The sequence below is a fragment of the Pseudomonas sp. TE3-3-F2023 genome, assembly GCF_036784815.1.
Classification (GTDB): domain Bacteria; phylum Pseudomonadota; class Gammaproteobacteria; order Pseudomonadales; family Pseudomonadaceae; genus Aquipseudomonas; species Aquipseudomonas pudica.
In genome coordinates this window covers 4,665,882-4,689,118 of the sequence record NZ_CP145113.1, presented here as the reverse complement: position 1 = coordinate 4,689,118, position 23,237 = coordinate 4,665,882, and the positions used below count along the sequence as shown (strand labels likewise).

Below are 23,237 nucleotides of genomic sequence, written 5' to 3'. Positions count from 1 at the left end.
AATGGCCGGGTCGCCACTTAATTTTTGGCTTTAACGGATTGGATATGACTGAACAGCAACCTGTTGCAGTTCTGGGAGGCGGCAGCTTCGGCACCGCCGTGGCGAACCTGCTGGCAGAAAACGGTGTGCCGGTCCGCCAATGGATGCGCGACCCGGAACAGGCCGAGGCCATGCGCGTCAATCGCGAGAATCCGCGCTACCTCAAGGGCATCCGCCTGCACGACGGCGTCGAGCCGGTCAGCGACCTGCTGGCCACCCTGCAAGCCAGCGAGCTGATTTTCGTCGCTTTGCCATCGAGCGCCTTGCGCAGCGTGCTGGCCCCGCATGCCGAGCTGCTGCGCGGCAAAGGCCTGGTCAGCCTGACCAAGGGCATCGAAGCGCAAAGCTTCAAGCTGATGAGCCAGATCCTCGAGGAAATCGCCCCCGAGGCGCGCATCGGCGTGCTGTCCGGCCCCAACCTGGCTCGTGAAATCGCCGAACATGCGCTGACCGCAACGGTGGTTGCCAGCGAGGACGAAAAACTCTGCCAGCAGGTGCAGGCCGTGCTGCATGGGCGCACCTTCCGCGTCTACGCCAGTGCCGACCGCTTTGGCGTCGAGCTGGGCGGGGCGCTGAAGAACGTCTACGCCATCATCGCCGGCATGGCGGTGGCATTGGGCATGGGCGAAAACACCAAGAGCATGCTGATTACCCGCGCCCTGGCCGAGATGACCCGCTTCGCCGTCAGCCAGGGTGCCAATCCCATGACTTTCCTCGGCCTGGCCGGTGTCGGTGACCTGATCGTCACTTGCTCCTCGCCCAAGAGTCGCAACTACCAGGTCGGTCACGCGCTTGGCCAGGGCCTGAGCCTGGAGCAGGCGGTCAACCGCCTGGGTGAAGTGGCCGAAGGCGTCAACACCCTCAAGGTGCTCAAGGCCAAGGCGCAGGAAGTGCAGGTCTACATGCCGCTGGTGGCAGGCCTGCATGCCATCCTGTTCGAAGGCCGCACGCTGAACCAGGTGATCGAGCACCTGATGCGTGCCGAGCCCAAGACCGATGTCGATTTCATTTCCATCAGCGGTTTCAACTGAGCCTTCAGCGGCTCTGACAACAGCAAGGAGCAACACATGAACGATACGCCCGAACGCGCCCAGCGCGAGTCGATCATCCTGCGGGTCCTGTGGATGGTGGTGTTCCTGGTGGTCTGGCAGCTGGCCGAGCTGCTGCTCGGTGGCCTGGTGCTGGTACAACTGATCTACCGCCTGGTGTACGGCGCCCCCAGCGCCAGCCTGATGAACTTCGGTGACAGCCTGAGCCAGTATCTGGCGCAGATCGGCCGCTTCGGCAGCTTCCACAGCGACCAGAAGCCCTGGCCGTTCGCCGACTGGCCGGCACCGCGAGCCCCGGAAGGCGAGGCACCGCACGCCGTGACCCCGGCCCCGCACCCGGTGCGTGACGAGGAGCCCAAGCTGTGAAGCTGTGGGTACTGCGCCACGGTGAAGCGGAGCCGCGGGCCAACAGCGATGCCGAGCGCCGGCTGACCGCCCATGGTCGCGAGCAGGTGCTGCACAGCGCCGCCCGCCTGCTGGGTCAGCCGCTGCAGGCGATCATCGCCAGCCCTTACGTACGCGCCCAGCAAACGGCCGCCCTGGTGCACGACACCCTGGGTTTCGCCGAGCCGGTGCGCACCGTGCCCTGGCTGACGCCCGACAGTGATGTGCAGCAGGTCATCGGCGAAATCGAGCGCCTAGGCCTGGAGCATGTGCTGCTGGTCAGCCACCAGCCTTTGGTGGGTACCCTGGTGGGGGTGTTGCAGCATGGCCACCAGCAGCAGCCGGCAGGCATGAGCACTGCAAGCCTGGCGGAGCTGGAAGGGGACTGGCCGCTGGCTGGGCTGATGAACCTCCGGGCGATCAAATCGCCGGCCTGAGCTCTCAGCCTGACCTGATAGCCCTCGCCGATGACCTATCCGGACGTTGCCGAACTGCCCCGCGATACCGACAATGGGCCATCATCCCCCACCCGGACCCGGCGCCATGTCGCAGCAGATCTTCTTCGCCCATGCCAACGGTTTCCCCTCGGCCACCTACGGCAAGCTGTTCGCCGCTCTGGCACCGGACTACCAGGTGCAGCACCTGGCCCAGCACGGGCACGATCCGCGCTTTCCGGTGGACGACAACTGGCAGAGCCTGGTCGATGAACTGCTGCACCACCTGGCTCGGCAAGACCAGCCGGTGTGGGGCGTCGGCCATTCGCTGGGCGGGGTGTTGCACCTGCACGCAGCCTTGCGCCGCCCTGAGTACTACCGCGGCGTGGTGATGCTCGATTCGCCGGTGCTCACCCGCGCAGACCAATGGCTGCTGCGTACCGCCAAGCGCTTCGGCTTCATCGACCGTATCACCCCGGCTGGCCGCACCCTGGGGCGCCGCGAAACCTTCAATGACCGCGACAGTGCCCGGGACTATTTCGCCGGCAAGTCACTGTTCCGCCATTTCGACCCCGATTGCCTCGATGCCTACATAGAGCACGGCCTGCAGGCGATGGAGCAGGGGCTGCAGTTGCGCTTCGACCCAGCCACGGAAATCAGCATCTACCGCAGCATCCCGCATACCAGCCCAGCGCCCGCGCGGCAATTGCAGGTGCCGCTGGCCATGGTCCGCGGCGAGCGCAGCAACGTCATTCGCCGCCACCACACCCTGGCCGTGCGCGGCATGCCCAGGGGCGAGTTTCACAGCGTGCCGGGTGGGCACATGTTCCCGCTGGAGCGGCCAACCGACACCGCCAGCCTGATCAAGGGCCTGTTCGACCGCTGGAGCCAGGCATGAGCGCGCAGGTCGAGGAAGTCCGCCTGAGTCTGGGCCATATCGAACTGGCGGCGCACCTGTTCGGCCCTGATGACGGACTGCCGGTAATCGCCCTGCATGGCTGGCTGGACAACGCCAACAGCTTCGCCCGCCTGGCGCCGCAGCTGAAAGGCTTGCGCATCGTCGCCCTGGACCTGGCCGGGCATGGTTACTCCGAGCACCGGCCGCTTGGCGCCGGCTATGCCCTGGCCGACTACGCCCATGATGTGCTGCGGGTGGCCGAGCAGCTGGGTTGGCAACGTTTCGCCCTGCTGGGCCATTCGCTGGGGGCAATCATTTCGGTGCAACTGGCTGGCGCGTTGCCGGAGCGGGTCAGCCATCTGGCCCTGATCGACGGGGTCATCCCGCCGACCGGCGCCGAGCAGGATGCCGGTGAGCGGCTGGGCATGGCACTGCAGGCCCAGTTACGCCTGGATGGCAAGCGCAAGTCGGTGTACACGACCCTGGAGCAGGGCGTGCAGGCACGCATGAAAGGCATGGTCGCGGTCAGCCGCGAGGCGGCCGAGCTGCTGGCCCAGCGCGGCCTGATGCCGGTGCCCGGCGGTTACAGCTGGCGCAGCGATAGCCGCCTGACCCTGCCTTCGCCAGTGCGCCTGAGCGAGGCCCAGGCCATGGCCTATGTGCGCCGGGTGAATTGCCCGGCGCGCCTGGTGGTGGCCGCCGACGGCATGCTGGCGCGCCACACCGGGTTGCTGGAGCAGCTACCCTTTGAGCAGGTGACACTGCCCGGTGGCCATCACCTGCACCTGAACGATGAGCAGGGCGCGGCCCTTGTCGCAGACTGTTTCAATCGCTTCTTTGGCTTTGCTTGACTTGCACCGGACAAGTGTCGAGGCTTGGCGGGTTGAACAGGGAGACAACCATGCAACTGCCAGACATCCTGGAGCTTCACCTCGGCGCTGAGCGCCGCCTGGTTCGCCAATGAGCGCGCCTGTTGCCATCCGTAATGCCTTCGCTGCCTGCCTGATGCTCGCCAGCCCCGTTTTGTGGGCCGGCAGCCTGCCGGTACCGGTGGACGCCAAGGTGGTCGACCAGCGCCCGGCCGTGGAGCAGGAGCGTGTCTACCCCATGGGCCCGCTGCGCAAGATCAGCGGCCGCCTGCGGGTCGAGGACAAGGTCGAAAGTCGTGGCCAGGTCAGCTCGGTAACCTACGAACTGCCGGTCGAGCGTACCGCCCGCGAAGCCTTCACCAGCGCTCGCGAAGCACTACAGCGCGACGGGGGCTACCCGCTGTTCTGGTGCCAGGGCCGCGATTGCGGCGAGGCCAGCCTGTGGGCCAATGATGTGTTCGGCAATGCCCGCCTCAACGGCGGCGACGAGCAGCAGGCGTTCATCCTGCTGCGCCGCTCGGCGGAGCAGGCCGACACCCTGGTCGCGCTGTACAGCGTCACCCGCGGCAACCGCCGCGCCTACCTGCACGTGGAAGAGTTCGTCGCCGGCAGCCCGCTGGGCGAACTGCTGCCGACCGCCGCCACGGTGCTGCGCGAAATGCGCGACACGGGCAAGCTCGACTACCCTGACCTGGCCGCGCCGCAAGACGCCTGGGCGAACCTGCTGGCCCGCAGCCTGAACCTCGACAGCACCCTGCGTGCCAGCCTGAGCGGCGCCCAGGCTGAAGCCTGGCGCGAGGCCTTGGTCAAGGCAGGGGTGCGCGGTGGCCGCCTCGAAGTCGGTAGCGCGCCTACCGATGGCCTGCACCTTGAACTGATCCGTTGAACGAGCACCACCATGGCTAACAATGACCGCTTGCTGGTACAGATTCTGCTGCTGGCGCTGCTGGGGGCCGGTCTGTGGGTAATGGCACCTTTCATTTCAGCGCTGTTGTGGGGGGCCATCCTGGCCTTTGCGAGCTGGCCGTTGATGCGTTTGTTGACGCGTGCACTGGGCGGGCGCGAAACCCTGGCGGCCAGCCTTCTGACCACTGCCTGGATACTGATCGTGGCGCTGCCGCTGGTGTGGCTGGGGTTCAACCTGGCCGATCACATTCGCGATGCGACGGCGTTCGTGCGTGACGTGCAGGTGGACGGCCTGCCCGATGCTCCGGCGTGGCTGGGTGGCGTCCCGCTGGTTGGCGAGCGTCTGGTCAGCTGGTGGCAGTCGCTGGACCAGCAGGGCGCGGCCTTGCTGGCCTCGGTCAAGCCGCACCTGGGGCAGGTGGGCAACTGGTTGCTGGCGCGCAGCGCGCAGATCGGCAGCGGCGTGCTGGAGCTGACCCTGAGCCTGGTGTTCGTGTTCTTCTTCTACCGCGACGGCCCGCGCTTGTCGGCGTTCGTCCTGCGCTTGCTGCACCGCCTGATGGGCGACCGCGCCGAGTATTACCTGGAGTTGGTGGCCGGTACGGTGCAGCGGGTGGTCAACGGGGTAATCGGTACGGCCGCCGCGCAGGGCGTGCTGGCGTTGATCGGCTTCCTGATCGCCGGCGTGCCCGGGGCCATCGTGCTGGGGCTGGTGACCTTCATGCTCAGCCTGATCCCCATGGGCCCGCCACTGGCCTGGATCCCTGCCACCGGCTGGCTGGTATGGAAGGGCGAATACGGCATGGCGGTGTTCCTGGGGGTCTGGGGCACGTTCGTCATCAGCGGCGTGGACAACGTGCTCAAGCCGTACCTGATCAGCCGTGGCGGCAACCTGCCGTTAGTTATCGTGCTGCTGGGTGTGTTCGGCGGTTTGATTGCCTTTGGCTTCATTGGCCTGTTCATCGGGCCGACCTTGCTGGCGGTCGGTTACAGCCTGCTGCTGGACTGGAGCCGCAACGCCGTCCCGCAGCCGCCTCGGCAGTAAATCTGTACTGGCCTCTTCGCGGGTGAACCCGCTCCCACAAGGATCTCCGCAGCCCGGGAGAGTGGTGCGGTCCCTGTGGGAGCGGGTTCACCCGCTAAGAGGCCGGTTCAGGCAGCCTCAATACCCGATTTTTACGCCTTCTTTATTCCCATCCCCACCCCACAATCTCGCCCCTTTACGCCGTTCGCTCGGACAATTTCCCCAAAGCGGCCCAAGCCGCACCACGGGGAGAACCACACATGAACATGCTCGACGGGCTGTCACTGCTGCTGGCAGTGGCATTGGCGTTTTATCTGCTGGTGGCGCTGTTGCGCGCCGATCGCAGCTAGGGAGCGGCCATGCACAGTTACGATTTCGCCTTGCTGTTGGCATTTTTCGCCATCGTGCTGCTACCGGCACCCTGGCTTGGGCGGTTCTACTTCAAGGTCATGGAAGGCCAACGCACCTGGCTGTCTCCCATCCTGGGCCCGGTCGAGCAAGCCTGCTACCGGGTGGCGGGCGTGCGCGCCGGCCAGGAGCAGAACTGGCAGCAGTACACCCTGGCCCTGCTGGCCTTCAACCTGGCCGGGTTCCTGCTGCTGTTCGCCGTGCTGCTGTTGCAGGGCTACCTGCCGTTCAACCCGCAGCATCTGCCCGGCCAGGAATGGTCGCTGGCGTTCAACACCGCAGTCAGCTTCGTCACCAACACCAACTGGCAGGCCTACAGCGGTGAGGCGTCGGTCAGCTACCTGAGCCAGATGCTAGGCCTGACCGTACAGAATTTCGTCAGCGCCGCCACCGGCCTGGCGGTGCTGGTCGCCCTGTGCCGTGGCATCGCCCGGCGCAGCGCCACGACGCTGGGCAACTTCTGGGTCGACATGACCCGCGCCACCCTCTACGGCCTGCTGCCGCTGTGCCTGCTGCTGGCGTTGCTGCTGGTATGGCAGGGCGTACCGCAAACTTTGGCCGACTACGCCCACGCGGTCACCCTGCAAGGCACCGAGCAGACCATCCCGCTGGGCCCGGCCGCCAGCCAGATCGCCATCAAGCAGCTGGGTACCAACGGCGGTGGCTTCTTCGGGGTCAACTCCGCGCACCCGTTCGAAAACCCCACGGCCTGGAGCAACCTGTTCGAGGTGGCTTCGATCATTCTCATTCCGGTGGCGCTGGTGTTCACCTTTGGTCACTACGTGAAGGACCTGCGGCAGAGCCGCGCCATCCTCGCCTGCATGCTTGCCCTGTTCCTGATCGGCGGCAGCACGGCGTTGTGGTCCGAGTACCAGCCCAACCCGGCCCTCGAGAGCGCGCAGGTACAGCAAAGCGCCCCCATGGAGGGCAAGGAAAGCCGCTTCGGCACCACCGGCTCGGTGCTGTGGACAGTGACTACCACCTCTGCTTCCAACGGTTCGGTCAATGCCATGCACGACAGTCTCAACCCACTGACCGGCATGGTGGCGATGGTCAACATGATGGTCGGTGAAGTGATCTTCGGCGGCGTCGGGGCAGGGCTGTACGGGATGTTACTGTTCGTGCTTATCGCAGTGTTCCTGGCCGGGCTGATGATCGGCCGCACCCCGGAATACCTGGGCAAGAAACTGCAGGCCCGCGAGGTGCAGTTGCTGGTGGCGACCCTGCTGGTGATGCCGGTCGGCGTGCTGGTGCTCGGCGCCATCGCGGCCAGCCTGCCAGGCCCGGCAGGTGCAGTGAGCAATCCGGGGGCGCATGGTTTCAGCCAGCTGCTGTACGCCTACACCTCGGGCACGGCCAACAACGGCTCGGCCTTTGCCGGCTTCGGTGCCAACACGGTGTTCCACAACCTGATGATCGGCCTGGCCATGCTTGTCGGCCGCTTCGGCTACATCCTCCCGGTGCTGGCGCTGGCTGGCTGTCTGGCGGCGAAGAAAAGCGCGCCTCAGGGGCTGAACAGCTTCCCCACCCATGGCCCGCTGTTCACCGGCCTGCTGCTGGTCACCATCCTGCTGGTAGGTGGCCTGACCTTCCTGCCGACCCTGGCCCTTGGGCCGATCGCCGAACACTTGAGCCTGGGTTTTTGAGGACCGACCATGAACATGCCCATTCCTGAAGTACAAGCCCGGCACAGTGCCAAGGACCAGACCCGCTTCGCCGCGTTGTGGCGCCCGGCGTTGGTGCAGGCATTCGTCAAGCTCGACCCGCGCCAGCTCAAGCGCTCGCCGGTGATGCTGGTAGTCGCCTTGACTGCGCTACTGACCACCGTCCTGTGTTTCGCACCCGGTAGCGGCGTGAGCACCGGCGTTGCCGTGCAGATCGCCCTGTGGCTGTGGTTCACCGTGCTGTTCGCCAACTTCGCAGAGGCCCTTGCCGAGGGCCGTGGCAAGGCCCGCGCCGACAGCCTCAGGGCCGGCAGCCAAGGCCTGACCGCCCAGCTTCGCAAGCGTGATGGCAGCTACGAGACCGTCGCGGCCAGCGCGCTGCGCAAGGACGATGTGGTGCGCGTGGTGGCCGGTGAAATGATCCCCGGTGACGGCGAGGTGCTTGAAGGTATCGCTGCGGTCAACGAGGCCGCCATTACTGGCGAGTCCGCGCCGGTGATCCGCGAGTCCGGCGGCGACCGATCGGCGGTGACCGGTAATACCCGGCTGGTCTCCGACTGGTTGTTGATCCGCATCACCAGCAACCCGGGTGAATCCACCCTCGACCGCATGATTGCCCTGGTCGAAGGCGCCAAGCGGCAGAAGACCCCGAACGAGATCGCCCTCGACATACTGCTGATCGGCCTGACCCTGATCTTCCTGATCGTGGTGGTGACCCTGCAGCCGTTCGCCCACTTCGTTGGTGGCAGCCTGCCGCTGATCTTCCTCGCCGCATTGCTGGTGACGCTGATCCCCACCACCATCGGTGGCCTGCTGTCGGCCATCGGCATTGCCGGCATGGACCGGCTGGTGCGGCTGAATGTCATCGCCCGCTCCGGCCGCGCGGTGGAGGCGGCCGGTGACGTGCACACGCTGATGCTCGACAAGACCGGCACCATCACCTTCGGCAACCGCCGCTGCAGCGCCCTGCACGCCGCGCCGGGCATCACCGCCCGCGAGCTGGGGGAGGGCGCCTTGCTGGCCTCGCTGGCGGACGACACCGCCGAGGGCAAGTCGATCGTCGAGTACCTGCGCCAGTTGCATGACTTCGTCGAACCGGCCGCCGGGCAATTCGATGCGGTGGCGTTCAGCGCCGAGACGCGGCTGTCGGGCATCGACCTGCAGCAGCACCGCTATCGCAAGGGCGCCGTCGACGCAGTGCTGGCATTCGTCGGCATGCAACGCCTGGAAATGCCCCCGGCGCTGGCCCGCGAAGTGGAGCGCATCGCTCAGAGCGGCGGCACACCATTGCTGGTGTGCATCGACAAGCGCCTGCTCGGCGTGATCCACCTCAAGGATGTGGTCAAGCCCGGCATCCGCGAGCGCTTTGCCGAGCTGCGCAAGCTGGGCATCCGCACGGTGATGGTGACCGGCGACAACCCGCTGACCGCCGCCGCCATCGCTGCCGAGGCCGGCGTGGATGACGTGCTGGCCGAGGCCACGCCAGAGAAGAAGCTGGCGCGCATCCGCCAGGAGCAGAACGACGGCCGCCTGGTGGCCATGTGCGGCGACGGCGCCAACGACGCCCCGGCCCTGGCCCAGGCAGATGTGGGCATGGCCATGAACGACGGCACCCAGGCCGCGCGCGAGGCGGCCAACATGGTCGACCTGGACAGCGACCCAACCAAGTTGCTGGATGTGGTGCAGGTCGGCAAGGAGCTGCTGGTGACCCGTGGCGCGTTGACCACCTTCTCCATCGCCAACGATGTGGCCAAGTACTTCGCCATCCTGCCGGCGCTGTTCGCCGCCATCTACCCGCAGCTGGGCGTGCTCAACCTGATGCACCTGGCCAGCCCGCAGAGTGCGATTCTGTCGGCCATTGTGTTCAACGCGCTGATCATCATCGTTTTGATCCCGCTGGCGCTGCGCGGCGTGCGGGTGCAGGCGGCCAGTGCGGCGCACCTGCTGCGGCGCAACCTGCTGATCTACGGGCTGGGCGGCATTGTCGTGCCGTTTGCCGGGATCAAGCTGATCGACCTGCTGCTCAATGCTCTGCACCTGGTCTGAGGAGGCCACCATGAATGCTTATGTACGCCCGGCATTGAGCCTGGCCCTGTTGATGACCCTGGTGACCGGTGCGCTGTATCCGCTGGCGGTGACCGGTATTGCCCAGGTGGCTTTCCCCAGCCAGGCCAATGGCAGCCTGGTGCGCGATGGCCAGGGCCAGGTACGTGGCTCCGCTCTGATCGCCCAGGATTTCCAGGGCGATGGCTGGTTCCACGCGCGGCCATCGGCGGGCGCCTATGCCACCGTGGCCAGCAGCGCCAGCAACCTGTCGCCGAGCAATCCGGCACTGGCCGAGCGGGTCAAGGGCGATGCGGCTGCGTTGTACCAGGCGCAGCAGGGGCCGGTGCCCCAGGCGCTGCTCACCACTTCGGGCAGCGGCCTCGACCCGCACCTGCCGCCGGAGGCAGTGGCCTATCAGATCCCGCGGGTGGCGGCGGCACGGCAGTTGCCGGTGGAGCGCTTGCAAGGCTTGCTGGAAGAGGCCACCCTCCACCCATTGATCGGCCCGCCGGTGGTCAATGTGCTGGCCTTGAACCAGGCCTTGGAAAACCTCAGCCATTGATAGATGACTTGGGGGGCTAGCAGGGACCCTGTGGGAGCGGGTTCACCTGCGAATGCGATAGTGGCGCCACCATCGTATTCGCGGGTGAACCCGCTCCCGCAGGTACGGTGTTTGTCCCTGAATTTGCTGCTTGCTGGAAATAGCAAAGGATGAAAGATGAGTGACTCCGCCCGCGCAGACGCGCTGTTGGCTACCCTCCCGCGATCCGGCCGGGGCCGGCTGAAGGTGTTCCTTGGCGCCGCCCCCGGCGTCGGCAAGACCTTCGCCATGCTCCAGGCCGCCCACGCCCAGCAACGCCAAGGCGTGCAGGTGCTGGCCGGGGTGGTCGAAACCCATGGCCGCGCCGAAACCGAGGTATTGCTCGCTGGCCTTCAGCAGCAACCCCTGCTGCGCAGCCAGTACCGCGGCGTCACCCTCGAGGAAATGGACCTCGACGGCCTGCTCAAGGCCGCGCCGGCCCTGGTGCTGGTCGATGAACTGGCCCACACCAATGCGCCCGGCAGCCGCCACGCCAAACGCTGGCAGGACGTGCAGGAACTGCTGGCCGCCGGCATCGATGTGTACACCACGGTCAACGTCCAGCACCTGGAAAGCCTCAACGACAAGGTCCGCGACATTACCGGCGTGCAAGTGCGCGAAACCCTGCCGGACTGGGTACTGCAGGAAGCCTTCGAGCTGGTGCTGATCGACCTGCCACCCCGTGAGCTGCTCGAACGCCTGCGCGAAGGCAAGGTGTACGTGCCCGAGCAGGCGCGGGCCGCCATCGATGCGTTCTTCTCGCAAACCAACCTTACCGCCCTGCGCGAACTGGCCATGCAGACCGCCGCTGCCCAGGTGGATGCCGACCTGGCCCACGGCTATCGCCAACGCGGCCAGGAGGCCCCGGCCCTGCGTGGGCGCTTGCTGGTGGGCGTGGATGGCGACGACCAGGCCGAACGGCTGGTGCGCCATGCCAGTCGCGTGGCGCAACGCCGCCACCTGCCTTGGAGCCTGGTGCATGTGGACAACGGCCGCCTGCGCGACGAAACCGCACGCCAGCGCCTGCAAGCTGCCCAGCAACTGGCCGAACGCCTGGGCGGGGAGGTGGTACTGCTGCGTGCCGGTGAAGTGGTGCGCACGCTGATCCAGCATGCCGCCGAACGGCGGGCCAGCCTGGTGCTGGTCGGGCAGTCCCGCGACCGCCTGCGCCGACGCCTGTTCGGTGCCGGTGTGGCCGCGCGGCTGCTGCGCGAAAGCCACGGCCTGGAAATCAACGTGCTGGACCGGGACGCACAGCCGCAAGCGCCACGTTCGGCGGTGCGGCGGGTGTGGGTCTGGCGCCATTACCTGCTGGCGCTGCTGGCCACGCTCATGGCCGCGGGCCTGGCCTGGGCGGTGTCGAGTGTGCTGGCCCTGCCCAACATCTCGCTGGTGTTCCTGGCCGCGGTGTTGCTGGTGGCGGTGCGCAGCAGCCTGGGGCCTGCGCTGGCCTGCGCGGTGCTGTCGTTCCTGACCTACGACTTCCTGTTCATCCCGCCCAACCTGTCGTTCAGGATCCAGCGCGAAGAAGACGTGCTGACCTTGGTGTTCTTTCTGTTGATGGCTGCACTCACCGGCAACCTGGCTGCGCGCCAGCGCCGGCAGTTGCAGGCGCTGCGCGAAACCCAGGCGCAGACCAGCCAGTTGCTCGACCTGTCGCGCCGGCTGACCGTGGCCACCGACCGCCAGGCGGTGTTCAACGCCGCCGGCCAGCACCTGAACGGCTGGCAGGACATGCAGGTATGCCTGCTGGAGCGCAATGTCGAAGGTCAGTTGCAAGTGGCCACCGGCGAAGCCCATGCCTTCAACGATAACGAGCGCGCCGCCGCAGAGTGGGCCTGGCAGCATGGCCAGGCCGCCGGTCAGGGCAGCGACACCCTGCCCAATGGCCGCTGGTGGTGGTGGCCGCTGGCGGTGGATGAACAGCCCCTGGCATTGCTCGGTGTGCGCCCACGTTCCGGCCAGCCGCTCAGCGACCCGCGCCGGCGCCTGCTCACCGCCCTTGGTCAGCCGCTGGCCCAGGCCCTGGCCCGCGCCCGGCTGGCCGAACAGCTGGAGGCCGCGCGCCTGCATGGCGAAACCGAGCAGTTGCGCAGCGCCTTGCTTGCGTCCGTTTCCCATGACTTGCGCACCCCGCTGACCGCCATGCGCGGCAGCATCGACAGCCTGCTGGCGCTGGGCGAGGCGATCCCCACCGCCGACCGCCGCGAACTGCTGGAGGGCACCCGCAACGAGGCCGAACGCCTCGACCGCTACATCCAGAACCTGCTCGACATGACGCGCCTTGGTCACGGTGGCCTCAAACTGGCCCGCGACTGGGTCGCCCCGGCCGACATTGTTGGCAGCGCGCTCAACCGCTTGCGCGCGGTGCTGGCGCCACTGCGGTTGCACACCGACGTGCCAGCCGAGCTGCCGTTGCTGTTCGTGCATGCGGCGTTGATCGAGCAAGCCCTGGTCAACGTGCTGGAAAATGCCGCGCGCTTCTCGCCAGCCAATGGCCGGCTGGAGCTGCAGGTGTCGGTGCAGGACGCCCGGTTGTGCTTCGCCGTCAGCGACCAGGGCCCCGGCATTCCCGTGGAAGACCGCGAGAAGATCTTCGACATGTTCTATACCGCCGCTCGCGGCGACCGCGGCGGGCAGGGCACCGGCCTGGGCTTGGCGATCTGCCAGGGCATGATCGGCGCCCATGGCGGACAGATCCTGGTGGGCGAAGGCATCGATGGCCAGGGCACCAGCATCACTTTATGCTTGCCGCTGCCTCCTCAACCTGAAACCGAAAGCGAAACCCCATGAGTCAGTCCGCCACCCTCCTGGTCATCGACGATGAACCGCAGATCCGCAAGTTCCTGCGCATCAGCCTGGCCTCGCAAGGCTACAAGGTGCTCGAGGCTGCCACCGGCGCGGAAGGGCTGGCCCAGGCGGCCCTGGGCAAGCCGGACTTGGTGGTGCTCGACCTGGGCCTGCCGGACATGGACGGCCAGCAGGTACTGCGTGACCTGCGCGAATGGAGCGCGGTGCCGGTGCTGGTGTTGTCGGTGCGTGCCAGTGAAGTGCAGAAGGTCGATGCGCTGGATGGCGGTGCCAACGACTATGTGACCAAGCCGTTCGGCATCCAGGAGTTTCTGGCGCGGGTGCGCGCCTTGCTGCGCCAGGTGCCCCAGACGGGTGGCTCGGAAGTGGCGGCCAGCTTTGGGCCGCTGATGGTGGACTTCGCCTTCCGCCGGGTGACCCTGGATGGCGTGGAAGTGGCGCTGACCCGCAAGGAGTATGCGCTGCTGGCGCAACTGGCCGGGCATCCGGGGCGAGTGATTACCCAGCAGCAGCTGCTCAAGGATATCTGGGGGCCTACCCATGTGGATGACACCCATTACCTGCGGATCGTGGTCGGGCATCTACGGCAGAAACTGGGCGATGACCCCACGGCGCCGCGGTTCATCATCACCGAGCCAGGGGTGGGGTACAGGTTGGTGGCGCCGACCATGTAACCCCGGTGGGTGCTGGCTTGCCCCGCGAAGAATCCAGAGCGATGCATGGCACCGGCTGCGCCGTTGTTCGCGGGCATGCCCGCTCCCACAGGGTCCCTGCTAATTCAATGAGTCATGCGCAGTCTAAGAGAAATTGCCCAGCCCTTTGGGCTGCGCTGTCGCGTAGAAAACTGAATTCGCAAGCGGCCCGCGTACCCTGTGGGAGCGGCTTTAGCCGCGAAGAATCCAACGCCGTGCATGGCACCGGCTGCGCCGGTGTTCGCGGCTGAAGCCGCTCCCACAGAGTCCCTGCTAATTCAATGAGTCATGTGCAGTTCTATGAGAGCTGGCATGCCGGCGATGGTGCCAGAGCAAGCAGTGTAAGACAGTATCTCAGGGGGCGGTTCTCGACTCCAGATCCATTTCCGCTGGCCACTCTACTCGGGGTGCAAGGCGCAGGGCGAACTCACACCAGAGCACATCGTTGTGATCCTTGGGTTCCCCGGGTGGTGGCAGAGCTGAGGGGCCTTCCTGCATGTAGGTGCAGATGTAGGCCCAGGCATGCTGGTCGGCACCCATCGTACTCAGGTGAAAACGGTCGATGACGTTGTTCGTGCCCGGCGCGACGACGGACAGCATGACACCCCATTTGAAAATGACCCCACCGTTTGGCAGGGCGCCGGTTTGTGACCAGCGCTCGGCGCGGACTTGAGACCATTCGTAACTGACCGGCACGACCTTGCCTTTGTCGAAGGGGTTCCACCATTGGCGTTTGAAGTTGTAGGCGTAGATTTTCTGGCGCGCACGGTTGAACCTGATGGGTTCGTCGCGAGGTGGAGAAATATCCATGCGAAGGCCTATAGTAACCAGCCAGCTAACCAGGAAGACTTCAGGTATTGAGAGCAGCAGCGATTTAAAATTTCGGGGATCGAGCGTAAGTGTCATCATGTAAAGGCTAAAGGCAAAAAATATGCACAAGAGGAAGGCAAAGGCTGAAATCACCCCTCGTGAGGATACGCTTTGTCGCGGAATCTCTAAGTAAGTCATGCACTGATGGTTAGGTATTTGATTGCCCATATATTTTTCTATTGAGTTGACTGTGTAAGGGTCGGGGAGGTCTTCCTTCCAGCCCGGGCAGGCAGGATTTAATAAGGGTCGGGCCATTTTGTCAGGGGCTCCAAGCTGTGCATGTAGTTTTCTGTTATTGTTACATGGGCATGCCCAAGTTCGTCCTGCTTGTCTGGCCAGTAACGCAGGCTAAGTTCAATTGCGTTGATGTGATGATCTATCAGTAAAGGCAGAGCTCCCTGTATGGTCAACGTATTGTTCTTGTTGTTGAAACGCACCAAAGGTTGTGGGTTGTCAATATGGCCAAAGACTCCCTTCCCCTTTGGTAGGCTGATCTGCAATTGGTTAGTCGGAGTACTATCACCCGATACGGTGATGATTTCTCTTTGAGCGCCAGTACGATGAATGCTTAAATGCCACTCATGGCGAGATGTACCCTCGGCGTATTTAGGCAAGAGGAAGTAATAATTGAGTGTGTATTCTGCGGGTATTGCAGGCTCGTTGCCGATTATCATCCCTTTTGGTTCGGAAGTCTGCATGTTCGTATGATTGGTGAGTTGAGTCCTTATGGAAATCTCGGCTTGAACGCCAATTGCTGCCGCATTCAAAGCACCAATTGCAGTGTCAAGATGCTTCGCTTCGGTCCAGAGACGGTTGTCTTCAGATAATCCCCATCTGCTTTGACGAGCCCAAAGCTCTGTTGAAGAGGATTCGTTTTGCTTTGCCTCGGAAGCTATTGCATAGGCGGCCAGTCCTAGAATGATAGCTATACCGATTGGGCCAAATAATGTGGCGGGTCCGAAAGCTCCAAGTACACCTGCAATGGCGGAAGCGCCAGCCATTATGCCCGCAGTCCTGTATCCATCTGCGGACGTTAAATCTCCGCGCTTATGAGTACGCAGGCTGGCGAACAGGTACTGTGCCCCATCCATCATTCCAGCTATTCCCGCAATGCCGGCGCCGTATCGAGCAATACCGGTTCCCAAAGACGTTGTCGTCACTGTTCCGGGCCACGGTATCTTCGGGCGTATGAGTGCAACAGCCAGTCCTGCCGCCTCCACACTCGCCCCCAACAAACCCAGGGAAGAAGACCAGATCGCCGCAAGCGCCTCCGGGTTGTCCTGATGTGTCTCTTGCAACGCTCGATAGTTCTTTCCCAGGCTGTCCTGATGGAACCACATGCTGCCCAAGGCAAATAGCAGCCCGACGCTTCCGCTACTCGCTGCAGCATCCCGCAGGCTGCGCATCGCATCGCTTGCCAGGCTTTGCGCGGCCGTAGAACTGATCTTCAAACCACTCGTAACCTGCGCACGCAGCGTACCCGCACCAATCGCAACATTGCGTACCAGCGCCCCGACGCCACCGGCTGCACCTTCGTGCAACTGCACCAACCGCGCCTGCAAACTCTCGGCGCTTTCGAGCGTCCAGAGCATCACCTCGATCATCTGGCTACGGTTACCCGCTGCCGCAATATTGATCGCGCCACTCAGCACCATGGCCCGCACCTTGCGGCCCAGTGGGTCACGGAACTGCTTGTCTACCTGCTGCAGAAACGCATCGGTCCGCGCCTCCAGGGCTTCATTGAGCAGGCTCATGTATTCGTCCACTGTCAGCGACACCCGCAGCGGCGTTACCTGCTGCCCGGCAAACAGGGCAAACGCCGAGCGATGCACATGGCCGATCAGGGTCTTGGTCCGTTCACTCAGGTGCTGGCTGAGCGCATTCCCGGCGCTGTTGGTCGCGGCCAGCAACTGGCCAACGGCATCCTGTATCGGCTTGATCATCAACAGCTGCCCGTCGGCGGTGCCGGCGATGCCCTTGATGATGTCGTACACCTTGCCGAAGTCATCCCCGGCCAGCGCGCTGGCCACCTGCTGCATCAGCTTCTGGTTCTTGGCCAGCAGTGCCTGGTAAAGCAGGCTGCGGTCGTCTTCCAGCAGCTGCTGCCAGATATGCTGGGTAATCCCGAGCGGCTGACCCTCCTGCGGCAAGGTTTCAGTGGGCCCGCCGGCCAGGCAGGCGGCCATCATCTGGATGAAGTACTCCACCGAAACAGGGGAGGTCGCGTCATAGTCGTAGTAGCCGATCTGCTGAAACGCCCGCTTGGCATAGTGCCGCGCATACAGATCGCCAACCTGGTCGATCATCGACTGCCAGTTTTTCAGTTCGCGGTCGTAATCGGCCTGGAACGCCGCGCGGGCGCTTTCGTCGTAACGCTCTTCCAGCCGCTCGCGGGCGTCCTGCTGTTTGCGCGCGATGTTGCGTTCGGTCTGCGCGTCGATGTCCACTGGCGGCAGATACGCCTTGGCCGCGATCGGGCTGTCGTTCCACTGCTCGACCTGCCGGGCTTGCCGCTGCGCGTCCTCGGTACCCTGCGCGGCAGCCATGGCAGCGTGCAGTTCGCGGATGCCCAGTAGTGCTTGCGAGGTGAAGTACTCGAAGTGCCGCTGCGGTTGCGCCCGCCATTCCTGCAGGGCCTGCACCCAGCCAGTGCGTTGCGCGTTGAGCTCCATGACCATGCCGACCGGGTCGGGCAGCGTCAGCGCCAGCAGCCCATTGGGCAGTTGTTCCTGCTGAATGACATTGCGTACATGCGTGCGGGTTTCATGCCAGCGGCCCAGGCGGCTGTAAAAGCCATGAGCGCTGGTAAACCTGGCAGAGGAAAAGGTAGAGAACTCCAGCACCTGTTCCAGGCCGAAGCGGAAGCTGTCGGTCATGGCGATGCCGAGGCTGGCAGGGTCGTTGCGTGCGGTGTTCAGGTCCACCTCGACGAAGCGGGCGAGGGTGCCCGGGTCACTGTCGACGATGCCTTGCCGATAGCGGTCGAGTACGGCACGGGGCCAGGGGTCGTTGGCGAAGGCGATCCAGGCCTTGCGGTAGAGCAGGGTATCGATGTTGATGAACGAGGCGATCACATCGTGGCCTTCGGTGGCGCATACCTTGGGTAACGACCTGGGTGGCCCCAAGGGCATCTGTGATACCGGAAAGCGCTGCAAGGTACCTTCCGCCGCTACCTCGTAGGCCTGCCAGATTTCCTGGTCGAGCAGTACGTAGACATAACCCTGGCGCAGGAGGCGCAACTGGTCGGTGTGCATCGGGTGAAAGATGATTTCGCTATCGTCTGCCAGGCGATAGGGGTGCCCTGTATCCGGGCGCGGGGCGTAGGCCTCGCGCAGCAGCAGAATCGGCAGGCCGGAGCGTTCGCAGGCATTACAGGTGCCGTAGGTGTTGGGGATCTCTTCCTGCATGGCGATGTGGATGGCTTTGCTGATGCTCATGAGTAACTCCTTGCCTGCGGCAGGCCGGCGACGATGTGCGACCAGGTACAGTCGTCGTAGCTGGCGAAGCGGTCCGCCAGGCGTTGCTCGCCGGCAGCTGCCTTCTCCACGTCGTGCTGGATGGTCGGGTGCTGAAGGAGCAGTGGGTGGATCATGAGCATGTGCAGGCACATGCACTGGATATCGGCGCGGTCGCGCAGGCCCTGCCTGAAGGCTTTGAGGATCAGGTTCATGGCATGGGTGGGTGCGTTTTCCGGCAAGCCTGAGGTGCCTGCGAAGTGCCAGAGTGCATGGGGATGCTGCACGGCACTCAGGCGATGCCAGGCACAGAGCAGTTGAATGATCTGTGGTGCAACATGCTGGGTCGCCCTCACGGCCTCGGGGACGGCCAGTTCGCCAGCCATGGGTTTCCGCTCGAATACCTCGCAACTGCCACAACCATCGGGATGTAACCAGCTGCGAACCGGCCCGAGGACTTCGCCCGCGTTTTTCAGAGTCGCGCGCAACAGCGCCATCCGCACGGGTTCGAACCAGGCGGTGATGCCGTGTGGTTTTGGTTCGTGCAGCACCTGACACTGCTGGCTGATGTGCTGGGCGATGAGGGCGGCGGGTTGATCGCTGATCAGCCAGCCACACACGTAGTGCCAGGTAGCCGCTGATTCACGAGCGGCGCAGGTCGCGCTTAATGGGGCAAGGGCTGTGGGTGCATCCCCGGGTTTGGCAAGCCGCACCAGAGCTGGCCAGCACTCGGGATCCTGCACCAGCCCGCTGCAGTCGACGCGCGTTACGGCATCACTACCCAGCGCTTCGCTGAGGGCAGCGATGCCTAGCGGGTGCTCAGGGGGGCAACCAGCGAATGGGTCGAGTAAAAGGTAGAGGGCCTCTTGTGGCTTGCGCTGCCGAGTGGCGAAGTGATCGACCGACTGCACGTAGCCCTGTGCGGACTGGCTCGACATGAGAAGTTCCTTTTCTTCTTGATGGCGAGCAGAAACCTAACGGGGAATCAATACTGCAGGTAGTTATTGGCTTCCTAACCAGTTGTAGGATTTTTCGCTTTCGGACGAGATGGTCGTATCGCTCAGGACCTAGGGGATTCCGTTTCAAAGCATTGGCGCATCACGTCAAGGTAACGCCGCGCGCCCAGGCCCAACGGGCGCGACTTGACCCAGATGATGTCCACCCACAAGCGCAACCGGCTTGCCATGTTGTCGAAGCGCACTTCGGCCAGCGCGCCCGAAGCAATCAACGGCTCGACCAACGGCTGCGGCAGGTAGGCCCAACCAAGGCCCGATTGCACCAGGTCCAGCGTGGCCAGGTAGCTGTCGGTCAGCCAGATGCGCCGCGACAACACCATGCGCGGGTCCGACCCGGTGGCCTTGCCCGAAGCCACGATTATTTGCCGCTGTTCGGCGAACGCCTCTTCCGGCAACGGCATGCCGTTGTTCTGCCCGGCTGGATGGCGGGGTGAGGCGACGGCCACCAGCAATTGGCTGCCAGCCTCCAGGAATGACTCGCGCTCGTCGATGCCAGGCCGTTCGAAGACCAATGCCAATTGCACGCTGCCGTCATGCAGCAGGCGGATGGCTTCGGCCTGGGTGGCCGAGCGCACCTCGATTTCCAGGCTGGGAAATTCCTGGGCGAGCGTTTCCAGCGGCTGGCTCCAGCGGCCAGTCTGCAGCTCTGGCGCCATGGCGATGGTCAGGCGCTTCTCCAGGCCCTTGTGCAGTTGCAGGGCCTGGGCGTCGAGCAGGTTGAGCTGGCAGATCACCTGCCTGGCCTGGGGCTCCAGGGCCAGGGCGGCGCTGGTGGGCAAGGCTTTGCGCGTGGCCCGGTCGAACAGCACCAGGTCCAGCTCCGCCTCCAGTTGGGCGATGGCCATGCTCACGGCCGAAGGCACACGCCCCAGCTTGCGCGCGGCGGCAGAGAACGAGCCTGCCTCCAGCACCGCGAGGAAGATTGCCAGGGAGTCGCTGGTAAAGGCCATTGTCAGTAAACCTGATGACGAGGAGGCGTTGTGGCCGAAAAGTATGAACATTCCTCGGCCAGCTTCGCAATTCTTTACAGGTCTTCGGAGAGCACCCGATCAATGCTGTCGACAAAGTAGTCCACGCTCGCCCGGGTGGTGCACATCGGCGGCTTGATCTTGAGGATGTTCAGGTAATCGCCGGTCGGCTGCATGAAAATGCCCAGGTCACGCAGGCGGTTGCACAGGGCCATGGTTTCCTCGGTTGCCGGTTCCAGCGTTGCGCGGTCGCGCACCAGTTCCAGCCCCAGGTAGAAGCCCGAACCATGTGCCGCGCCGGCCAGCGGGTGCTTGTCCACCAGTGCCTGCAGGCGCGCCTTGAAATAGCGCCCGGTGTCTCTGGCGTTATCCCACAGGCCTTCCTCCTGCATCACATCCAGCACCGCCATGCCGATGCGGCAACTGACCGGGCTGCCGCCGGCCGAGGAGAAGAAGTAGCCCTCGGCCTCCAGCGCTTCGGCGATCTCGCGGCGGGTGATGACTACGCCCAGTGGCTGGCCGTTACCCATACCCTTGGCCATGGTGATGATGTCGGGCACCACGCCCTGTTCCTCGAAGCCCCAGAAGTACTCGCCCAGGCGGCCATAGCCGACCTGCACCTCGTCGGCGATGCACACGCCGCCACGGGCGCGAACCTTGGCATAGGCCTCGCGCAGGTAACCGGCCGGCAACGAAATACCACCGGCATTGCCGTACACCGGCTCGCAGATGATGCCTGCCAGCTGGCGGCCACGGGCGTCGAGGTCGGCCAGCTTGGCGTCGACGTCGCGCAGGTAGTCGGTGGCGCTGTCGGCACCACGGAAGCGGCCGCGGAAGGTGTTCGGCGCCTCGACCGGGTGCACCCAGTCCGGGCGGGTTTCCAGGGCCTGCGGGTTGTCGGCGATGGAAGTGGAAATGGCATCGGTGGCCACCGACCAGCCGTGGTAGGCCTCCAGCACGCTGAGCAGGTCGCGCCCGCCGCTGTAGGCCCAGGCCAGGCGAATCGCCAGGTCGTTGGCTTCGGTGCCGCTGTTTACCATGAACACCCGGTCGAAGCCTTTGGGTGCCAACTCCAGCAGGCGTTCCGAGAACTCGGTGATGGCCGCGTAGTGGAAGCGCGAGTTGGTGTTCAGCAGCGACCACTGCCGTGCCGACTCGGCGACCATGCGCGGGTGGCCGTGGCCCAATACAGCAACGTTGTTGAGCATGTCCAGGTACGAGCGGCCCTGCATGTCGATCAGGTAGTTGCGCCAGCCGCGTTCGATGTGAGGCGGTTGCGCGTAGTAGTGCTTCTGCGAGCGGGCAAAGCTGGCATCGCGGCGGGCCAGCAGGGCCTGTGGGTCCGGCAGCGGCTCGGCATTGCAGTCGAAGCCCAGCAACGCAGCTGGTGACGGGCACAGGGCCAGCCAGGCGGCCGCCTGGGATGGGGTGGCGAAGAACGGCGGCTGGAGGCCGCTATCCAGGCACAGCTGCACGCTGAGGAAGCCACAACTGCTGCCCAGCGACTGGCCTTTTTCCACGGCCTGGCCATCTGCAGGCGCATCTTCCAGGCCTTGCAGCCACAACGCCCAGTGCGCGCTGCGCAGGCAGCCACGGCCGTCGCCATGGCGTTGCCAGGTACCGGCATCTGGCGCTTGCACCAGGCTGCCGTTGGGTACATGAAGCTCGACGCCCAGAGCACAGGTGGCAGGCTCTTCGGGGCGGTCGATATGGGTTTGCGACAGGCGATACTGCCCGTGCAGGCTGCAGGCAGGGGCCGGTTGCGTGGTCAGCAGGTGCTGGTCGAAGCCCGGTTGCTCCCAGTTGCCCGCCTCGCAATGCACGCTGAGTACACCCAGGTCGACGCGCGTCACTGCCTGACCATCCAGGTCCGGCAGCAGGAGGGCGCAGCCGCTCAGGTCCGGCGTGGCTGGCTGCAGGCCAGCAGCTTGCAGGATGGCCGCTTCCATCAACGCGTAAGGCACGGCGGTGGCAGTGTCGAAGATCTCCCATTCATGGGCGATGTTGTCGCGGGTGTACTGGTTGCCGGGGTCGACGGCAAGTTGCTGTTCGCTGCTCAGCACCAGCACGGCAGCGCGATTGAGCACCAGTGGCCACAGCGCCCGCAGTTCGGCTTCGCTCAGAGGGTTGAGCGCCTGGTAGGCACGCACGGCCGGCAGGATGCGCAGCGGGTCGCCCTCGGCGTGGTGCAACAATGCAGCGCAGGTCACCGACAGGTCGGCGATGCGCCAGGTGCGCAACAAGTCGCCGAAATCGATCACCCCTTGCAGCTGCCATTGGCGCTCGCCATCGCGGGCCCAGACGGCGTTGTCGTCGGTGATGTCCAGGTGCACGGCCTGGCTTGGCAGCTGGTCGATCAGCGGCGCCAGGTGCTCGGCGGCCAGCTGGGTGGCCCGCTCGATGCGGGCGCGTTGCTCGGCGTTGCGCAGCACGGGCAGCAGGTGCTGGATCAGTGCCTGGGCGTGCTGCGGGTCCCATTGCAGGGTGCGTGTAAGGCCCGGGTGCTCGAAAGTGGCCAGGGCTTTGTCCAGCCGCGCGCAGAGCCCGCCGAGTTCGGCCATCAGGCGTGGTTCCATGTGCTTGAGGCGGGTCAAAGGCTGGCCTTCGATGTAGTCGAGCAGGCGCATGCGCAGTGGTTTCCCGTCTATTTCCAACGCCAGCAGCATCTGGCCATCGCTGGCCGGGCGCACGGCGGGCACTGGCAAGCCCTGTTCGCGCAGGTAGGCCAGGGCCGCGTGCTGGGCCTCGAGCTCCAGCTGGGCGTAGCTGCCGTGGCAGGCCTTGAGCACGAAACGGCCTTGTGGTGCGTCTACACGGAAGTTCAGGTCCTGTTGGCTGCCCAGTGCCGTCAGGTTGCCGGCAATGCCGTAGTGCGTCTGCAGCACGGCATGTGCCTGGGCTTCGGTGAGCGACGGGCTGGGCAGGCCGGAGCGCTGGATCAGCGTGGTCAGGGCAGGGGAGGCGGGCTGGTGTTGTGGGCTGGACATGGGGCTCTACCGTTGCTGCTGGGGTTGACGGTGGAGAATTTATGCCCGATCTGGCTGATGATGGAAGACGATTGTTGTCAGAAAATTTGATGATGGCTTTCGAACCGACCTGCCTGTACGCCTTTACATTAAATTAT

Annotated in this window: 18 protein-coding genes; 13 read left to right on the top strand and 5 right to left on the bottom strand. The window is 64.8% G+C overall.

What is annotated here, in order from left to right; all coding sequences use genetic code 11:
- Positions 1-44: 44 nt before the first annotated feature.
- The 13 genes from V3314_RS21625 to V3314_RS21565 all read left to right on the top strand — a co-directional run bounded on the left by V3314_RS21625 (position 45) and on the right by V3314_RS21565 (position 13,786).
- Positions 45-1,070, top strand: coding sequence for an NAD(P)H-dependent glycerol-3-phosphate dehydrogenase (locus V3314_RS21625; RefSeq protein WP_025339958.1), 1,026 nt, complete (start codon positions 45-47; stop codon positions 1,068-1,070).
- A gap of 36 nt (positions 1,071-1,106) precedes the next feature.
- Positions 1,107-1,454, top strand: a complete 348-nt coding sequence (locus tag V3314_RS21620; protein ID WP_046615112.1) for a DUF4389 domain-containing protein — start codon at positions 1,107-1,109, stop codon at positions 1,452-1,454.
- A complete protein-coding gene (gene sixA / locus V3314_RS21615) occupies positions 1,451-1,909 on the top strand; it encodes a phosphohistidine phosphatase SixA (RefSeq protein WP_046615113.1) in 459 nt (152 codons plus the stop codon). Before V3314_RS21620 ends, sixA begins: the two co-directional genes overlap by 4 nt.
- A 106-nt stretch (positions 1,910-2,015) precedes the next feature.
- Positions 2,016-2,804 (top strand): alpha/beta hydrolase, encoded by a 789-nt coding sequence (locus tag V3314_RS21610; protein ID WP_046615114.1) that lies wholly within the window; start codon positions 2,016-2,018, stop codon positions 2,802-2,804.
- Complete coding sequence (locus V3314_RS21605) at positions 2,801-3,655, top strand: alpha/beta hydrolase (RefSeq protein WP_046615115.1); 855 nt, start codon at positions 2,801-2,803, stop codon at positions 3,653-3,655. Before V3314_RS21610 ends, V3314_RS21605 begins: the two co-directional genes overlap by 4 nt.
- A gap of 109 nt (positions 3,656-3,764) precedes the next feature.
- Complete coding sequence (locus tag V3314_RS21600) at positions 3,765-4,559, top strand: DUF4892 domain-containing protein (RefSeq protein WP_046615116.1); 795 nt, start codon at positions 3,765-3,767, stop codon at positions 4,557-4,559.
- 12 nt (positions 4,560-4,571) lie between these two features.
- On the top strand, positions 4,572-5,624 hold the full coding sequence (locus V3314_RS21595; protein WP_046615117.1) for an AI-2E family transporter: 1,053 nt from the start codon (positions 4,572-4,574) through the stop codon (positions 5,622-5,624).
- Positions 5,625-5,863: 239 nt separating this feature from the next.
- Positions 5,864-5,953 carry a K(+)-transporting ATPase subunit F gene (gene kdpF, locus V3314_RS21590; RefSeq protein ID WP_003251485.1) on the top strand — a complete coding sequence of 30 codons (90 nt, stop codon included), beginning with the start codon at positions 5,864-5,866 and terminating at the stop codon, positions 5,951-5,953.
- 9 nt (positions 5,954-5,962) lie between these two features.
- Positions 5,963-7,657, top strand: coding sequence for a potassium-transporting ATPase subunit KdpA (gene kdpA / locus V3314_RS21585; protein ID WP_046615118.1), 1,695 nt, complete (start codon positions 5,963-5,965; stop codon positions 7,655-7,657).
- A gap of 9 nt (positions 7,658-7,666) precedes the next feature.
- Positions 7,667-9,721: a potassium-transporting ATPase subunit KdpB gene (kdpB, locus tag V3314_RS21580; protein ID WP_046615119.1), complete on the top strand. Its 2,055-nt coding sequence runs from the start codon at positions 7,667-7,669 to the stop codon at positions 9,719-9,721.
- Positions 9,722-9,731: 10 nt separating this feature from the next.
- Positions 9,732-10,283, top strand: a complete 552-nt coding sequence (gene kdpC, locus V3314_RS21575; protein WP_046615120.1) for a potassium-transporting ATPase subunit KdpC — start codon at positions 9,732-9,734, stop codon at positions 10,281-10,283.
- A gap of 156 nt (positions 10,284-10,439) precedes the next feature.
- Positions 10,440-13,094, top strand: coding sequence for a sensor histidine kinase KdpD (locus V3314_RS21570; RefSeq protein ID WP_085601288.1), 2,655 nt, complete (start codon positions 10,440-10,442; stop codon positions 13,092-13,094).
- Positions 13,091-13,786, top strand: a complete 696-nt coding sequence (locus V3314_RS21565) for a response regulator (protein WP_046615122.1) — start codon at positions 13,091-13,093, stop codon at positions 13,784-13,786. Before V3314_RS21570 ends, V3314_RS21565 begins: the two co-directional genes overlap by 4 nt.
- A gap of 372 nt (positions 13,787-14,158) precedes the next feature.
- Here V3314_RS21565 and V3314_RS21560 read toward each other — a convergent pair whose 3' ends face one another.
- The 5 genes from V3314_RS21560 to V3314_RS21540 form a co-directional block, all read right to left on the bottom strand.
- A complete protein-coding gene (locus tag V3314_RS21560) occupies positions 14,159-14,929 on the bottom strand; it encodes a DUF6708 domain-containing protein (RefSeq protein WP_338459625.1) in 771 nt (256 codons plus the stop codon).
- Positions 14,911-18,111, bottom strand: coding sequence for a T6SS effector BTH_I2691 family protein (locus tag V3314_RS21555; protein WP_338459624.1), 3,201 nt, complete (start codon positions 18,109-18,111; stop codon positions 14,911-14,913). The genes V3314_RS21560 and V3314_RS21555 overlap by 19 nt, the downstream gene beginning before the upstream one ends.
- Positions 18,108-19,067 (bottom strand): hypothetical protein, encoded by a 960-nt coding sequence (locus V3314_RS21550; RefSeq protein ID WP_338459623.1) that lies wholly within the window; start codon positions 19,065-19,067, stop codon positions 18,108-18,110. The genes V3314_RS21555 and V3314_RS21550 overlap by 4 nt, the downstream gene beginning before the upstream one ends.
- Positions 19,068-19,189: 122 nt before the next feature.
- Complete coding sequence (locus tag V3314_RS21545; RefSeq protein WP_025339945.1) at positions 19,190-20,095, bottom strand: LysR family transcriptional regulator; 906 nt, start codon at positions 20,093-20,095, stop codon at positions 19,190-19,192.
- A 74-nt stretch (positions 20,096-20,169) separates the two neighbouring features.
- Entirely contained in the window at positions 20,170-23,100 is a 2,931-nt protein-coding gene (locus V3314_RS21540) for an aminotransferase (protein WP_338459622.1), read from the bottom strand.
- Positions 23,101-23,237 lie beyond the last annotated feature (137 nt).

Excerpts from the sequence above, each read along its gene's own strand:
- V3314_RS21625 (WP_025339958.1), top strand. The coding sequence starts at position 45 with ATGACTGAACAGCAACCTGTTGCAGTTCTGGGAGGCGGCAGCTTCGGC.
- V3314_RS21620 (WP_046615112.1), top strand. The coding sequence starts at position 1,107 with ATGAACGATACGCCCGAACGCGCCCAGCGCGAGTCGATCATCCTGCGG.
- V3314_RS21610 (WP_046615114.1), top strand. The coding sequence starts at position 2,016 with ATGTCGCAGCAGATCTTCTTCGCCCATGCCAACGGTTTCCCCTCGGCC.
- V3314_RS21605 (WP_046615115.1), top strand. The coding sequence starts at position 2,801 with ATGAGCGCGCAGGTCGAGGAAGTCCGCCTGAGTCTGGGCCATATCGAA.
- V3314_RS21600 (WP_046615116.1), top strand. The coding sequence starts at position 3,765 with ATGAGCGCGCCTGTTGCCATCCGTAATGCCTTCGCTGCCTGCCTGATG.
- V3314_RS21595 (WP_046615117.1), top strand. The coding sequence starts at position 4,572 with ATGGCTAACAATGACCGCTTGCTGGTACAGATTCTGCTGCTGGCGCTG.
- kdpF (WP_003251485.1), top strand. The coding sequence starts at position 5,864 with ATGAACATGCTCGACGGGCTGTCACTGCTGCTGGCAGTGGCATTGGCG.
- kdpA (WP_046615118.1), top strand. The coding sequence starts at position 5,963 with ATGCACAGTTACGATTTCGCCTTGCTGTTGGCATTTTTCGCCATCGTG.
- kdpB (WP_046615119.1), top strand. The coding sequence starts at position 7,667 with ATGAACATGCCCATTCCTGAAGTACAAGCCCGGCACAGTGCCAAGGAC.
- kdpC (WP_046615120.1), top strand. The coding sequence starts at position 9,732 with ATGAATGCTTATGTACGCCCGGCATTGAGCCTGGCCCTGTTGATGACC.
- V3314_RS21570 (WP_085601288.1), top strand. The coding sequence starts at position 10,440 with ATGAGTGACTCCGCCCGCGCAGACGCGCTGTTGGCTACCCTCCCGCGA.
- V3314_RS21565 (WP_046615122.1), top strand. The coding sequence starts at position 13,091 with ATGAGTCAGTCCGCCACCCTCCTGGTCATCGACGATGAACCGCAGATC.
- V3314_RS21560 (WP_338459625.1), bottom strand. The coding sequence starts at position 14,929 with ATGGCCCGACCCTTATTAAATCCTGCCTGCCCGGGCTGGAAGGAAGAC.
- V3314_RS21555 (WP_338459624.1), bottom strand. The coding sequence starts at position 18,111 with ATGAGCATCAGCAAAGCCATCCACATCGCCATGCAGGAAGAGATCCCC.
- V3314_RS21550 (WP_338459623.1), bottom strand. The coding sequence starts at position 19,067 with ATGTCGAGCCAGTCCGCACAGGGCTACGTGCAGTCGGTCGATCACTTC.
- V3314_RS21545 (WP_025339945.1), bottom strand. The coding sequence starts at position 20,095 with ATGGCCTTTACCAGCGACTCCCTGGCAATCTTCCTCGCGGTGCTGGAG.
- V3314_RS21540 (WP_338459622.1), bottom strand. The coding sequence starts at position 23,100 with ATGTCCAGCCCACAACACCAGCCCGCCTCCCCTGCCCTGACCACGCTG.